This is a genomic window from Shewanella maritima, from assembly GCF_043643735.1.
Lineage (GTDB): Bacteria > Pseudomonadota > Gammaproteobacteria > Enterobacterales > Shewanellaceae > Shewanella > Shewanella maritima_A.
The window spans coordinates 332,697-348,347 of sequence record NZ_JBHZSM010000001.1; the positions used below are offsets into that span (position 1 = coordinate 332,697).

Sequence of the window (15,651 nt, forward strand, 5' to 3'; positions counted from 1 at the left end):
CACTCAGTTTAGTTGCCCGAATAGCTCAGTTGGTAGAGCAGAGGATTGAAAATCCTCGTGTCCCTGGTTCGATTCCGGGTTCGGGCACCACAATTTATTTAATAGTGAATCACTGTTAAAGCAAATAAGCCGGTATAGCTCAGTTGGTAGAGCAACTGACTTGTAATCAGTAGGTCCCGAGTTCGACTCTTGGTGCCGGCACCATATACAGACAAGCCACTCAATCGAGTGGCTTTTTTGTATCTTAACCATCACGATACAAAATCGCTTGAAACAGGTTATCTGCCGCAACTTGGTTATTAGGTGCATATAGAAGAAACCTGCCCTAAGCCAGCTTCAAGCTGATTCTAAGCCAAATTATCGGCAGTTAACTTAAGAAAGGCGAAAATCCGAAAAAACCACTTGCACGTTAAAATACATCTCTATATTATGTGCCCACTTCGAACAACAATGACATTATTAATGCTTGTTTGAAGTAGATGACTAACACTCAGTTTAGTTGCCCGAATAGCTCAGTTGGTAGAGCAGAGGATTGAAAATCCTCGTGTCCCTGGTTCGATTCCGGGTTCGGGCACCACAATTTATTTAATAGTGAATCACTGTTAAAGCAAATAAGCCGGTATAGCTCAGTTGGTAGAGCAACTGACTTGTAATCAGTAGGTCCCGAGTTCGACTCTTGGTGCCGGCACCATATACAGACAAGCCACTCAATCGAGTGGCTTTTTTGTGCCTTTATCCCCACCGAAAAACAAGGCTTTATTGGCCACTACCTAACACTTTCATACAACTTATATTCACAGTTCCAGTTAACTTTTCTCTAGCCGTATAACCACATCAAGTGATATACGAAACAGATAATTAGTGAAACCATACTTGCAAGAACCCTGATGGGTGCTTATTTTTTAGTTAGTATTTTGTTGTTTAAAGATAATACACAACAACAGATACATACTCATAAACTACAAACCAAGCAATTTTACGCCTAACAAGGTGTCATGAGTCAGGGTTTGGATATTTGCCTTCAAGGGGTAGATCAGTGACCAACCAGTCAAGCAGTGAAATCGTTATTCGCAGGCTATATCAAATCACTCAAGCTCATGACAAAGGTTTTGAGCATCAAGTTATTGAGTTGCTATCTATGGGGTTGGAGAGATTCGAACTCGATATCGGTATTTTATCTCAAATTAATGGCAGTGATTACACAGTTAAATACTGTGTGACTCCAGAAGGGGTTCCGTTACAGCCGGGAGATAGTTTTAACTTTGATGACACTTATTGCAGTATCACTTGCCAAGCTCAAGGGCCTGTCGGCATAGAACATATGGGCGAAGATGAAGTTTACGCAGTTCACCCCGCCTATAAGGCCTTTGGATTAGAGTCCTATATTGGCATCCCCATTCGCGTAAACGATGAGCTATATGGCACGTTAAACTTTTCCAGTCCAACACCCTACCCTAGACACTTTAAAGACGTAGATATTGATGCGCTGCAATTAATGGCCTCATGGATTGAAGTTGAGCTTATCCGCCGTAAACAGGAAGCTCAATTAAAAGCGTTAAATAAAGATTTACATCACCTAGCCAATTATGACAGCCTGACGAATATTCCGAACCGTCGCGGCATGCTCAGAACACTTAAAAAAGACTTTAACCGTTTGAACCGTTGCCAAGGCCACGGTACTTTGGCGATGATTGATATTGATAGGTTTAAACAGCTTAACGATCAATACGGTCATCAAATGGGTGACAAAGCACTGCTAGAAATAGCCACCTGCATATCAAGCATTTTGCGAGACTATGATCTCGTTGCGCGATTTGGCGGTGAAGAATTCTTATTGTGGCTACCAGATACAAATCAAACAGGTGCCGAGCATGTTTGTCAGCGAATTATGCAAGATGTGGCGAAAATACCGCTAACAGGTTCTCCAATGACGGTCTCAATTGGTGCATGTTTCTTCCATTGCCAAGAAAACTTGGATACTGATATCGATAAACTGATAGATGAGTTAATTAGTCAAGCGGATACCGCGTTATATCAAGCTAAAGCTGAGGGACGTAATCGCACTGTTCACATCGATGCAGGGCTTTCCTAAAACACGTTAAATGAATCATGGATTGGTATTCAAGAGCCCTCATTGTGACTTAAAACAGATTATTGATTAAGTTTATATATTAGAAAATAAAAAGGCGACCTTAGGTCGCCTTTTTAACACAATGAACTAGCAATAATTAGCCTAGCTTAACTCGTGCGTTACGGAACATACGCATCCATGGGCTATCTTCACCCCACTCGTCTGGATGCCAAGAGTTCGCTACCGTTCTAAATACACGCTCCGGATGAGGCATCATAATCGTGACGCGACCATCAGTAGTACAGATACCTGTCATACCATTTGGCGAACCATTCGGGTTAAGCGGGTACTGGGTTGCAATTTGGCCGTTACCATCTACATAGCGTAGTGCAACTGTGCCAGAAGCTTCTGCAGTTGCTAATGCATCAGCAGACTTGAACTCAGCTAAGCCTTCACCGTGAGAAACCGCAATTGGCATACGTGAGCCAGCCATTCCTTCGAAGAACACTGATGGACTCTCTTGTACTTCAACCAAGCTAAAGCGTGCTTCAAAGCGCTCAGAGCGGTTACGCACAAAGTGCGGCCAGTGCTCACTACCAGGAATGATTTCTTTCAGGTTTGATAGCATCTGACAACCGTTACACACACCTAATGCAATGCTTGAATCACGCTCAAAGAATCGGCTGAACTCATCACGTGCGCGGCTGTTGAATAAGATAGACTTAGCCCAACCTTCACCAGCACCAAGTACGTCACCGTATGAGAAACCACCACAAGCCACAAGACCTTGGAATTCCTCAAGGCTTAAGCGACCTTCAAGAATGTCAGACATGTGCACATCGCGACTTTCAAAGCCTGCACGGTCAAATGCCGCAGCCATTTCGATATGCGAGTTAACACCTTGCTCACGTAAGATGGCCATCTTAGGCGCTGCACCTTTTGCAATATATGGCGCTGCCACATCTTCACTTGGGTCGAAGCCAAGTTTTACTTTAATACCTGGGGCATCTGCGACTTTCTTAGCATCAAATTCTTGCTGTGCACACTCAGGGTTATCACGCATCGCTTGCATGCGGTAAGTGGTTTCAGACCATAATGTACGTAGCGAAGTACGGCTATCAGCAAACACTTCACGTTCACCATCATTAATGGTGATTTGGTTTGCAGCAGTCAATGTACCAATACTGTGGCAAGCAACATCTTTCGCTGCAAACTGTGCTTTAACAGCATCAACATCAGCTTTAGCTACCTGAATAACGCCGCCTAGCTCTTCGTTAAATAAGCGCTCTAAATCGGTACCAGCAAGTGCCGCGATATCAATATTCAGACCTGTGTTACCAGCAAATGCCATCTCAACTAGGGTTGTAAACAAGCCGCCATCACTGCGGTCATGATAGGCAATCACAGATTGCTCATTAACCAGCTTTTGCATGACTTCAAAGAAGCCAGCAAGCGATACCGCTTTATCAAGCGTCGGTGCAATATCACCTAACTCACTATAAACCTGTGCTAAACAAGAACCACCTAGACGGCTTTGACCATTACTTAAGTCAAGCAGTAGTAACTCAGTATCACCTTTGTCGGTACGAAGTTCTGGCGTCACGGTCTTACGAATGTCTTGTACTACACCAAATGCAGTAATCACTAACGACATTGGAGAAGTAACGGTTTTTTGCTCACCATCGTCTTCCCAAGCCGTTTTCATCGACATAGAGTCTTTACCCACTGGGATAGTCAGACCAAGCTCAGGACATAAGTCTTCACCAATGGCTTTTACTGCTTCATAAAGGCCAGCGTCTTCACCAGGGTGACCTGCTGGGCTCATCCAGTTAGCAGATAACTTAATGCGCTTGAACGAACCAATATCGGTACCAGCAATGTTCATGATTGACTCAGCAACGGCCATACGGGCGGATGCATCAAAATCAAGCAGTGCAAGCGGTGTGCGCTCACCCATTGACATTGCTTCACCCGTGTAGCTATCAAAACTTGATGCAGTGACAGCACAATCAGCAACAGGTACCTGCCAAGGGCCAACAAGCTGGTCACGGTTTACAAGACCAGTAACAGAGCGGTCACCAATGGTGATAAGGAAAGTCTTATCAGCGACTGTAGGCAGTGAAAGAATGCGCTTAACTGCATCTTTAAGATCAATTTTGCTTTGATCTAACGCTGGTGATTCAGCTTTCGCTGATACCACGTCACGGCTCATTTTAGGCGCTTTACCTAAAAGGACTTCAAGCGGTAAATCAATGGGCTTGTTGTCAAAGTGGCTATCTTCAAGCGTTAAGTGACGCTCTTCTGTGGCTTCACCCACAACGGCAAATGGCGCACGTTCACGAGCACAAATCTCAGCAAATTTTTCTAAGTTTTCAGGAGCAACAGACATCACGTAACGCTCTTGTGATTCATTACACCAGATTTCTAATGGGCTCATGCCTGGCTCATCAGATGGCACATTGCGTAGGTCAAATAAACCACCACGACCACCATCGTCTACTAGCTCAGGAAATGCATTTGACAGTCCGCCCGCGCCGACGTCATGAATAAATTGAATTGGGTTGTCGTCACCGAGTTGCCAACAACGGTCAATCACTTCCTGACAACGACGTTCCATTTCAGGGTTTTCACGTTGCACAGAAGCAAAATCTAAATCTTCACTTGATTGACCAGACGCCATAGATGAGGCTGCGCCGCCGCCTAGACCAATGTTCATGGCTGGGCCACCAAGTACAATCAACTTAGCGCCAACGGTAATCTCACCCTTTTGAACGTGTTCTTCACGGATATTACCTAAACCACCGGCAATCATAATTGGCTTATGATAACCACGCACTTCTTCACCATTGTGGCTAGAAACTTGTTGCTCGTAAGTACGGAAATAACCGGTTAATGCAGGACGACCAAATTCATTGTTAAATGCCGCGCCGCCTAATGGACCTTCAATCATGATATCTAAAGGCGTGACAATGCGATCAGGCTTACCATAGTCACCTTCCCAAGGCTGCACAAAGCCAGGGATTTTAAGATTAGACACAGTAAAACCAGTTAAGCCAGCTTTTGGCTTAGAACCACGACCCGTTGCGCCTTCATCACGAATTTCACCACCAGAGCCTGTTGCCGCTCCCGGATATGGACTAATTGCGGTTGGGTGGTTATGGGTTTCAACCTTCATCAACACGTGCATTGGCTCAGTATGATAGTTGTAAGTACCATCTGGGTCTGGGAAGAAACGCCCTGCTACGCTACCTTCCATCACTGCTGCGTTATCTTTATAAGCAGACAATACGTGCTCAGGAGTTGTCTCATAAGTATTTTTGATCATCTTGAACAATGATTTAGGCTGAACTTCGCCATCGATTGTCCAATCTGCATTAAAGATTTTATGACGACAATGCTCTGAGTTTGCCTGTGCAAACATCATCAATTCAATGTCGTTAGGATTACGGTTTAACTTGATGAAGTTCTCAACCAAGTAATCAATTTCATCTTCTGCAAGCGCTAAGCCTAGTTTGGTGTTCGCGACTTCTAAAGCTCGGCGACCTTCACCAAGAATATTCACACTGCTAAATTCAGCAGGCTCAGTACGTTCGAACAACACGCTGGCTTGCGCAAAGGCACCTAAAACCACTTCCATCATGCGATCATGTAATAACGCATTCAGTTGTTTTTGTTGTTCAACAGTTAACTCCGCTGATTCAACATAGTAAGCAATACCACGCTCTAAACGGGTCACCTTGTCTAAGCCACAGTTTTTTGCAATATCTGTTGCTTTTGAAGACCAAGGCGAAATTGTGCCAGGGCGAGGAGTAACGAAGATTAACTGTCCAGTTGGGGCATGTGACTCAATTGCTGGACCATAGGTAAGAATACGTTCTAGTTGCTGACGTTCATTGTCATCTAAAGCTGCTGTTAAATCGGCTAAATGGGTATATTCAGCATAGATATTTGTCACAGGAAGCGCAGCGCTATCGCAGGCCTCCATGAGTTTTTGAACTCTAAATGCAGAAAGTGCAGGGGCTCCGCGAAAGATTTCCATCACGTGTATTCACCTTATATTGTAGTGCAGGGTCTGAATTGGCCGCTATTATAGGGAATTGACTACTACAAATCATCAGCAACATCTAATCAAAACAGTGTTTCCCGATAGGAAAAATATCCCAACCACAATTAGCCCAGATAATCGATCACAGCAGCACTTACGGCCGAAAAGGTTGATAAAAATTAACCAAATTGAGTCAAGATTTAGGTGAAATTGATAACTAATGGTAAACTGTAATACAGGTATGCCGATACACAAATTATAATAACTCTAAGTCATATTGTGCTTTAAAACCTCATTATAGATCTGTTTAACTCCATAAAATAAAACAACTTTTACTGTACAAGCACTCAATAAACATAAACAACTAAGTTCAAATAGGTAGCTAACATACACACGATGAAGAGCGTTTTTTGTGCCATTTTTGTCACTTTCTTGCTAAGCGCATGCGAGCAAGTTGAAGTTGAACAAAACGTCACCACCACAATGCCCGCACAACGCACGGTATTGAAAGTGGGGACGCTCTACGGCCCGCAAATCTACCTTAACTCTGAACGTGGTCAATCTGGTTTTGATTATGAAGTCGCTAAACGTTTTGCAGACTACCTGAACATAGAGCTAGAAATGGTTGCCTTCTCGGACCGCTCAATGCTGTTTCACGCTCTAGAAAACCAGAAAGTAGACATTATTGCTGCAGCAATTGCTAAAACCCCCAGTCGCAGCGAACGCTTTAAGTTGGGGCCCACCCTTTATCATGTTGACCAAGTCTTGGTGTATAAATCTGGCCACTTTAGACCACGAGAAGTCTCACAGCTCAATGGCAAACTTAAAGTTTTAGCTGAATCATCTGCCGAAAATACGCTTGTTAGCTTACAAAAAAGCTTCCCAGAGTTAACTTGGGAAGTCACAAGTAATACTGAAGAAGAAGCCCTACTGCTTGATGTGGTCAATGGCGATTTAGACTACACCGTACTCGACTCCAATACCTTGCTAATTTCACAGCGATTTATGCCGGAACTTCGTGAAGCCTTGGTCTTAGAAGAGCAGGTCGAGGTGATGTGGTTGTTGCCTCCTAGTGAAGATGACACCTTGATGAGTCAACTGCTGTCGTTTTGGCACCAAGAGAAACGTGCCGGCACCTTTGAGTACTTAGATGAAAAGTACTTTGGCCATGTAAAACGATTCGATTATGTTGATACTCGCGCCTTTATTCGCGCAATTGATAATGTATTACCTGAATATCAGGCATTATTTGAAAAGTATGCAGGCGAATTAGACTGGCGAAAACTCGCCGCTACCGGTTACCAAGAGTCGCATTGGAATCCTCGCGCCCGTTCTCCTACCGGCGTTCGCGGTATGATGATGCTAACTCTACCAACAGCCAGTTCTGTTGGGGTCAATAATCGTTTAGACGCTGAGCAAAGTATTCGCGGCGGTGCTGAATATTTATCGAGCATGATTGAAAGACTGCCTGAATCTATACCTGAAAACCAACGTATCTGGTTTGCTTTAGCCTCGTACAATGTGGGCTTAGGGCATGTAGAAGATGCGCGTAGGATAACACAATCTATGGGGATGGACCCCAGCGCTTGGCGAGATGTAAAAAAAGTCTTGCCTCTGCTGCAACAAGCTAAATATTATAAGCAAACACGCTATGGTTATGCTCGTGGTGGTGAAGCGGTTCACTATGTCGATAGTATTCGCCGTTATTACGACACGCTGGTGTGGGTTGATAATCAAACCAAGGCGCTGGAAGCAGAACAGTTATTAGAGCAAGAGCAGCAAGCCAAAGAAGTGATCGCCGAAGAGCAGCAATCAGTGACACTTGAGTCGGCTCAATAAAGTTAACTGATAAATATAAAAACAAAGTCGTTTTTGGGAATGGATCGGAGAAGATATGCGTAAGAAGTCGAATGTAAGTGCCATGTCACGTCGTAGAGTCATGATGAAACAGCAAAAACGCCGTATGCATGAGCGACAACGAGCACATTTTTTGTTTTGGCAAGGTTCAGAAAGTAGTTAGTGAAGCCATTTTCTACATCGCTAAATCAGCGGGGGCTAGACACTTATCTGCTAACGCCTTTATCCCCTCATAGCTTTAGGTGGTTGTTTACCCGTTAATATAAACAGTTATGGCTTATTTGAAAGTCGAAGTGAAAGGTTGAAACTATGGCTTTACCCAAACCGAGTTTGGAGCAAATTAACACTCTTTGTTAGCCTGCTTTAACGCTTTCTTCTCTGCCCTTCTGCGCTTAAAAAAGTCACTTAACTGTGTTGCACATTCGCTAGCTAACACGCCCTTTGTGATTGCCAATTGGTGATTAAGCTTTGGATGCTGTAATAGGTTCTCAACACTACCTGCCGCACCTGTTTTTAAATCATCTGCCCCGTAAACCACTCGTTCTATTCGGCTATGGACCATGGCGCCGGCACACATTGCGCAAGGTTCTAGCGTCACATACAAGGTTGTGCCTAACATGCGATAATTTTGTAACGCCTGCCCTGCTGCCCGAATACACTCAATTTCAGCATGGGCTGTTGGGTTATGCTCACAGATACTTAAATTGAAACCGCTAGCAATCAATTGATTGTCTTTAACTAGCACAGCGCCAACAGGCACTTCCCCTTTAGCTTCAGCAAGTGTTGCCTGCTGCATCGCCTCTCGCATCCACTTCTCATCTAGTGTTAGCTGCTCTGCAGACAATTCTTGTTCTACTAATTGTCCAAGGTGATTTATATGTTGATTGACCAAAGTTGGCATCGCACTCTTCATCTAATTTATGGTTTATGTCGGTTTTGGATATTTTAAAACAAAAAAGGCGCCTAAGCGCCTTTTTCAACATTAAAATGGAATTTACAGCTTATTCCCACTCAATAGTTGCAGGTGGCTTACCTGAAATATCGTAAACCACACGCGAAATACCGTCGATTTCATTGATGATACGGTTAGACACTCGACCTAGGAAATCATATGGCAGTTGTGCCCAATGCGCAGTCATAAAGTCGATAGTCTCTACAGCACGTAATGATACAACCCAGTCATATTTTCGACCGTCGCCCATCACGCCTACCGAGCGCACTGGTAAGAATACCGTAAAGGCTTGGCTCACTTTATTATAAAGGTCAGCTTTATGTAACTCTTCAATGAAGATAGCATCAGCACGGCGCAGTAAGTCACAATACTCTTTCTTCACCTCACCTAAAACACGTACCCCTAGGCCTGGACCTGGGAATGGGTGACGATAAAGCATGTTGTATGGCAGACCCAGTTCTAAACCGATTTTACGTACTTCATCTTTAAATAACTCACGTAATGGCTCAACTAAACCTAGTTCCATATCATCCGGTAAACCGCCCACATTGTGGTGTGACTTGATCACATGCGCTTTACCCGTAGCACTACCCGCTGATTCAATCACATCTGGATAAATTGTGCCTTGCGCTAGCCATTTTGCATTGACGCATTTCTTAGATTCTTCATCAAAGATATCTACAAATACATGACCAATGATCTTACGCTTAGCTTCTGGCTCAGCTTCGCCAGCAAGCGCTTCTAAGAAACGGTTTTCAGCATCTACATGAACAATGTTCAAACCAAAATGGTCGCCAAACATTTCTAATACTTGATCAGCTTCATTGAGACGCAGTAAACCATTGTCAACAAATACACAGGTCAGCTTGTCGCCAATTGCGCGATGCAGCAACATGGCCACAACAGATGAATCAACACCACCAGAAAGACCTAAGATAACTTCATCATCACCGATTTGTTTTTTCAAACGCTCAATGGCATCTTCGATGATTGAAGCTGGCTTCCAGTTTGCGTCACAACCACAAATGTCTAATGCAAAGTGCTCAAGCATACGTTTGCCTTGACGCGTATGAGTCACTTCTGGGTGGAATTGTACGCCGTAGAATTTCTTGTCTTCATTGGCCATTGCTGCAAATGGACAAGTTTCAGTGTTGGCAACGGTAACAAAGCCTTCTGGGATTTGTGAAACTTTATCACCATGACTCATCCATACATCAAGTAATGGCTTGCCTTCAGCGCTGACGGCATCTTCAATACTTTTAAACAGCTCTGATTGTGCTTGGATCTCTACTTGCGCGTAACCAAACTCACCTTCACCAACACCTTGAATAACCTTACCGCCTAATTGCTCAGACATGGTTTGCATGCCGTAGCAAATGCCTAATACAGGTACACCCGCATTGAACACATATTCAGGCGCGCGTGGTGAGCCTTCAGCAGTCACACTTTCTGGGCCACCAGCTAAGATTATGCCATTCGGGGCAAACTCTTTGATTTGTGCTTCAGATACATCCCAAGCCCAAAGCTCACAGTAAACACCGATTTCACGGATGCGGCGGGCGATCAACTGGGTGTATTGTGATCCAAAGTCGAGGATCAGGATTTTATGGTCATGAATGTTGCTCATGGGATACCTTATTTCTGGTGTTACTTAAAATTGAAATCTTGTAGGTGTACTTCAAGCGATTGTATTTGGCTTGAAAAAAGGCGGCAAAATTATTGCCGCCTAATAGACTTATGAACCACTACGGTAATTCGGCGCTTCTTTGCTGATGGTCACATCATGTACGTGTGATTCACCCATACCAGCTGAAGTAATCTTAACGAACTCAGCTTTTTCATTCAGTTCTTTAATGGTTGCACAGCCAGTTAGGCCCATGCATGAACGTAAACCGCCCATGTGCTGGTGAATGATCTCTTTTAATTTACCTTTGTAAGCTACGCGACCTTCAATACCTTCAGGTACAAGTTTGTCTGCAGCGTTATCACTTTGGAAGTAACGGTCTGAAGAACCTTGTGTCTGTGTCATTGCACCTAGTGAGCCCATACCACGGTATGACTTGTAGGCGCGACCGTTATAAAGCTCGGTTTCACCTGGCGCTTCATCAGTACCGGCAAACATTGAACCAGCCATAATGCATGATGCACCCGCAGCTAATGCTTTGGCTAAATCACCTGAGAAACGAATACCACCATCGGCGATAACCGGAATGTCTAAGTGCTTAACGGCAGCTGCAGCATCCGATACTGCAGTAATTTGCGGCACACCAACACCAGTAACAATACGTGTAGTACAAATTGAACCAGGGCCAATACCGACTTTAACGGCATCAACACCGGCTTCTACCAATGCTAATGCACCTTCAGCTGTGGCGACGTTACCACCAACAATTTGTAAATCTGGGAAAGTCGCACGAGTATCACGAATGCGTTGTAGTACACCTTCAGAGTGACCGTGAGATGAGTCAATCAGCAATACGTCAACACCCGCTTTAACTAATGCAGCAATACGCTCTTCATTACCGGCTCCAGCACCTACAGCAGCACCTACACGTAAGCGACCTAGCTCGTCTTTACATGCATTAGGTTTACGCTCTGCTTTTTGGAAGTCTTTTACAGTAATAAGACCTTTTAGCTTGAAGTTATTATCGACAACTAATACTTTCTCAACGCGGTGAGAATGCATCAGTGTTTGAACTTCATCAAGTTTAGTCCCTTCAATCACAGTCACTAGGCGATCTTTAGGCGTCATCACTTGTTCAACGGTTAAGTCCCAGTTAGTCACAAAGCGAACATCACGGCCAGTAATAATACCGACTAATTCGTTTGCTTCATTCACTACAGGGTAACCCGCAAAGCCGTTGCGCTCAGTTAGCATTTTAACATCGGCAAGGGTTGTATTTGGCGTGACAGTAACAGGTTGTTGAACAATACCTGCTTCATAAATTTTAACTTTACGTACTTCTTCGGCCTGCTGCTCGATTGTCATGTTTTTATGAATAAAACCTAAACCACCTTCTTGCGCCATGGCAATAGCCAAGCGAGCTTCGGTTACCGTATCCATTGCTGCAGATACGATTGGGGTGTTCAGTTCTATTTTTTTAGTCAGACGTGTTTTGAGAACAGCGGTATTTGGGAGAACGGTTGAGTGAGCTGGCACCAGTAATACATCATCAAATGTTAGTGCGTCATTTCTTAATCTTAACATGCAACATCTCCCGATTAGTGTAGGGTGTGAAAGGGTAAATATTGCGGCGGGATTATACCTTGCATATATGGCTTGGTAAATGGGAAAATAACTGAAAATAGCCATTTGATAGCGTTTTATTATGCAAGCTACGAAAAACAATGTTTACACAGTTTCACGACTCAACAGTGAAGTGCGCGATATTCTCGAAGGTCAGCTAGGTAAAGTCTGGTTAAATGGCGAAATTTCAAACTTTTCCAGTCCAAGTTCTGGTCATTGGTATTTAACTTTAAAAGATAGTCGTTCACAGATCCGTTGTGCCATGTTTAAAGGACGTAACCAAGCAGTGCGCTTTTATCCAAGTAATGGCCAGCAAGTATTAGTGAAAGGCGCGATCAGTGTTTATGAGCCCCGCGGAGACTATCAATTATTAATTGAATCTATGTTACCCGCAGGTGACGGCCTGCTTGCGCAAGAATACGAAGCGCTCAAAATGAAACTGGCTGCAGAAGGTTTATTTGCTGCTGATACTAAAAGGCCACTTCCAGACACCATTCAGCGCGTTGGCATTATCACCTCGGCCACAGGTGCTGCATTGCACGATGTTTTACATGTATTACAAAGACGCGATCCATCGGTTGAAGTCATTATTTACCCCACTCAAGTACAAGGTAGTGCTGCCAGTGCATCCATTTGCCAAGCAATAGAAACAGCAAATAGACGCTTAGAAGTAGACGTACTGCTGCTAACCCGTGGTGGTGGTTCCTTGGAGGACTTGTGGTGTTTTAATAATGAATTGCTCGCCCATACCATTTATAACAGTGCATTACCCGTGGTCAGTGCCGTTGGGCACGAAGTAGATATCACTATTAGTGATTATGTTGCAGACTTGCGCGCTCCCACGCCATCAGCCGCGGCAGAGTTATTATCAAAAGATAAAGGCAACAAAGCAGAAAAACTACATTTGGTATTCAACCGCTTAAAGCAAAGCATGCGTCATTATCATTTAAGCAAGCAGGCGCAGTTAACCAATGCCAATCATCAATTACAACGCCAAGACCCTCAGCGACGTTTGCAACAGTTTGAACAGAGCTTTGATGAGTTACAGATGCGACTACAAGCTGCGTTTGAGCAAAAAGTCAGTCAACTGACATTTAAACAGCAGCAGTTACAACATCGATTGCAACAACGCTCACCCAAGCAATATGTTCAGTTAGAGGCACAGCGACTTGATTACCTTTCTGCTAGATTAACAAAAGTCACCGAGTCACATTTACAGCAAGCCACACAACGTATGGCACAAGCCGCTCATCAACTAGAAACCGTTAGCCCTTTAGCAACATTAAGCAGAGGTTATTCGATCACTAAAAATGCGCAAGGTAAAGTGGTTACGAATGCAACTGAGCTGACTTCAGGCGATACGATTAATACAACACTGGCTAAGGGTGAGCTCGTCTCAGTGGTGAAGTAGTCTCAGAAGTTAGCTTGTATCAATACTGAAGAAAGCAAAATATAAATTAAGGGCAATATTATTGCCCTTTTCTGTGAACAGCGAATTTATATAACAGTGCATTCATTTAGCTGACATGCATCTTGCTAACATCAGGAGAGATGCTTTTTACGGCGATAGATGGCTATCATGAATAGACCGACTGTGGCTACAACCCCTAAGCTACCTGAAGAGTATTCTTCAACAATAATTACTTCTGCAGCGTCGATATCCCAATCACTGCTCTCCAGTGGCAAGGCATATAAACTATCCACATCCTCGCTGCTAATCGTTGCCACTATATCGCTATAACCCACCTCATATAAATCAATTAACACATCATAATGATCGGTTGGATAACCACTCGCCAGCGTAGTGAGCACTTCATAATCATCGTCACTTCGATCGCCTTCAATGGTAAAAATATCCGTGGTGTAATATCGCTCCCAAGGTCCGCCGTTTTTACTTAAATACATTTCGGCATAAACATTGGCAATTTCATACCCTGTTGGCCCTAATATATCCGCATCAAAAGTCACGGTAAAAGTTTGATAAAAGCCATTGTAATTAAAGTCATCATACAAACGACTATAAGCATCATAAATACTAAAGTCATAATATAATGCTGCATTCGTTGGCTGGCTAACTAAGGCACTGTCTACTTGAGTGCTGTCCACTTGAGCAATGGCCACTTGCGCACTTGATACTGGTGTAATAGAAGCTTGAGCGCTAGACAATTGGACGTGGCTTGAACTTGGGCTGCGCTCAATAGATTGCTGCATTTTTGCTTTGATAACCTCATCACGGTTTAAGCGAGTTGCTTGCGAAGATGGTTCTTTTGCAAACTGTCCGCGTAAACGTTGCAGCAAGTATGAATTTGGCACATCGCTATCTGATTCAGAAAATTCATCGCTTAAGGCAGAGTTAGAGACCCCCTTTGCTTGTTGCAATGGATGTTTATCAGATGAAGTAGGCTTACGCACTTGCCCGCCGACACTCACCGCGCCTTGAATGCTACTCGATAGCTGGCTAGTCATTACTATCAGATTATCAAGCTCAGTGTCATCCACGTTTTGAGCAAAGGCTGAGTGACAGCCTAACCATAAAATGACAGCCACACTACTTGCCAATGTAGAGGTAAGCTTTTGCCTGAGGTAAGTTAACCCAGGCTGCATCGTCATGTTTTTAGTCCTTTGTTTTTCTTGCTGCGCTTTGTGATTTTGCATAATCTTCCTCGTGAATTTATGACTGATGCAATCATTAAATCTCGTTTCATGTGAACATAAGCTGAACAAAAACAGTCTTTTATTTGTTCAGCTTATGTTCATTCTTTACAAGCTAAGCTGTGATAAGTAGTCATGATTTTTAGATGCCTAAACGGAAGCAAACACCAATAGTCAGTGGCTTAAGTGCGTTATAGGCAAACATGATTGAGCAAGTAATGGGTAAGGATAAGAATAAGGAGAATGGCAAGGATTGAGTGGTAATGGAAAACCGACAGTGATAGACATCATCAGAAATACACAAGCAATAGATTCATATGATTCACATTTACAACCAATGGGTTGATTTGATTGCATAACACTATTTCTTCAATGCGGTTAATCTTTTACACTGATAAGACAATAATTAGATGAGTACACATCATGACAATCGCTATACCAATTAAATCTGCAATATTGTGCCTACTGCTAATGACACCTGTTTGTCATGTGCAGGCTCAATACACAAAGATGATGGGCAGTGAACGTCAACCTTCTTATCAAGTTCCTGGCCTGCAATCTGAATTCACGCCTAACCCAAACAAAAAGCCCAAAAAGCAATCACTTAAAATCAACAGCAGCCAACAAGCCATTGCCCGCGTACAACAGCAATATCAAGGCAAGGTGTTAAGAGTGCAGGCAAGTGGTTCTGGGAGCAGTTATCAGGTGAAAATGCTGAGCAATGATGGCCGAGTGTTTTATGTCACAGTTGATGCCAGAACGGGATCAGTGAGAAGGAATTAGGGACTGTTGCTCTTTGTTGATAAATTATGCAGTCGTCTATTTTC

At 43.6% G+C, this 15,651-nt stretch carries 10 protein-coding genes and 4 tRNA genes; 9 read left to right on the top strand and 5 right to left on the bottom strand.

Features of this window, described 5'->3' with window-relative positions; all coding sequences use genetic code 11:
- The first annotated feature begins 14 nt into the window (after positions 1-14).
- From ACHUGF_RS01380 to ACHUGF_RS01400, 5 genes are all read left to right on the top strand, one after another.
- Positions 15-90 (top strand) — tRNA-Phe (locus tag ACHUGF_RS01380).
- Positions 91-128: 38 nt separating this feature from the next.
- Positions 129-204 (top strand) — tRNA-Thr (locus ACHUGF_RS01385).
- Between the two features lie 297 nt (positions 205-501).
- A tRNA-Phe gene (locus ACHUGF_RS01390) sits at positions 502-577 on the top strand.
- A 38-nt stretch (positions 578-615) separates the two neighbouring features.
- Positions 616-691, top strand: a tRNA-Thr gene (locus ACHUGF_RS01395).
- A gap of 345 nt (positions 692-1,036) precedes the next feature.
- Positions 1,037-2,092, top strand: coding sequence for a sensor domain-containing diguanylate cyclase (locus ACHUGF_RS01400; protein ID WP_394128981.1), 1,056 nt, complete (start codon positions 1,037-1,039; stop codon positions 2,090-2,092).
- 136 nt (positions 2,093-2,228) lie between these two features.
- On the opposite strand, the gene purL is transcribed toward ACHUGF_RS01400, so the two are convergent.
- A complete protein-coding gene (gene purL, locus ACHUGF_RS01405; protein ID WP_394129131.1) occupies positions 2,229-6,110 on the bottom strand; it encodes a phosphoribosylformylglycinamidine synthase in 3,882 nt (1,293 codons plus the stop codon).
- Between the two features lie 402 nt (positions 6,111-6,512).
- On the opposite strand from purL, the gene mltF reads away from it, so the two are divergent.
- Together mltF and ACHUGF_RS01415 are read left to right on the top strand one after the other, a co-directional pair.
- A complete protein-coding gene (gene mltF / locus ACHUGF_RS01410) occupies positions 6,513-7,955 on the top strand; it encodes a membrane-bound lytic murein transglycosylase MltF (RefSeq protein ID WP_394128982.1) in 1,443 nt (480 codons plus the stop codon).
- A 55-nt stretch (positions 7,956-8,010) separates the two neighbouring features.
- Positions 8,011-8,136, top strand: a complete 126-nt coding sequence (locus tag ACHUGF_RS01415) for a hypothetical protein (RefSeq protein WP_394128983.1) — start codon at positions 8,011-8,013, stop codon at positions 8,134-8,136.
- Between the two features lie 177 nt (positions 8,137-8,313).
- Here the strand turns inward: ACHUGF_RS01415 and tadA are convergent, their stop codons facing one another.
- The 3 genes from tadA to guaB all read right to left on the bottom strand — a co-directional run bounded on the left by tadA (position 8,314) and on the right by guaB (position 12,133).
- Positions 8,314-8,874 carry a tRNA adenosine(34) deaminase TadA gene (gene tadA, locus ACHUGF_RS01420; RefSeq protein ID WP_394128984.1) on the bottom strand — a complete coding sequence of 187 codons (561 nt, stop codon included), beginning with the start codon at positions 8,872-8,874 and terminating at the stop codon, positions 8,314-8,316.
- Between the two features lie 100 nt (positions 8,875-8,974).
- The gene (guaA, locus tag ACHUGF_RS01425) at positions 8,975-10,552 is read right to left on the bottom strand and encodes a glutamine-hydrolyzing GMP synthase (protein ID WP_394128985.1); all 1,578 of its coding nucleotides are present in this window, start codon (positions 10,550-10,552) and stop codon (positions 8,975-8,977) included.
- A 108-nt stretch (positions 10,553-10,660) separates the two neighbouring features.
- The gene (gene guaB, locus ACHUGF_RS01430; RefSeq protein ID WP_394128986.1) at positions 10,661-12,133 is read right to left on the bottom strand and encodes an IMP dehydrogenase; all 1,473 of its coding nucleotides are present in this window, start codon (positions 12,131-12,133) and stop codon (positions 10,661-10,663) included.
- Positions 12,134-12,254: 121 nt separating this feature from the next.
- Between guaB and xseA the strand changes: the two genes are divergently transcribed.
- Positions 12,255-13,583 (top strand): exodeoxyribonuclease VII large subunit, encoded by a 1,329-nt coding sequence (gene xseA / locus ACHUGF_RS01435; protein ID WP_394128987.1) that lies wholly within the window; start codon positions 12,255-12,257, stop codon positions 13,581-13,583.
- A 131-nt stretch (positions 13,584-13,714) separates the two neighbouring features.
- Here xseA and ACHUGF_RS01440 read toward each other — a convergent pair whose 3' ends face one another.
- The gene (locus tag ACHUGF_RS01440) at positions 13,715-14,827 is read right to left on the bottom strand and encodes a choice-of-anchor H family protein (RefSeq protein WP_394128988.1); all 1,113 of its coding nucleotides are present in this window, start codon (positions 14,825-14,827) and stop codon (positions 13,715-13,717) included.
- Between the two features lie 420 nt (positions 14,828-15,247).
- Between ACHUGF_RS01440 and ACHUGF_RS01445 the strand changes: the two genes are divergently transcribed.
- Entirely contained in the window at positions 15,248-15,607 is a 360-nt protein-coding gene (locus tag ACHUGF_RS01445) for a PepSY domain-containing protein (RefSeq protein WP_394128989.1), read from the top strand.
- The last annotated feature ends 44 nt before the right edge of the window (positions 15,608-15,651 follow it).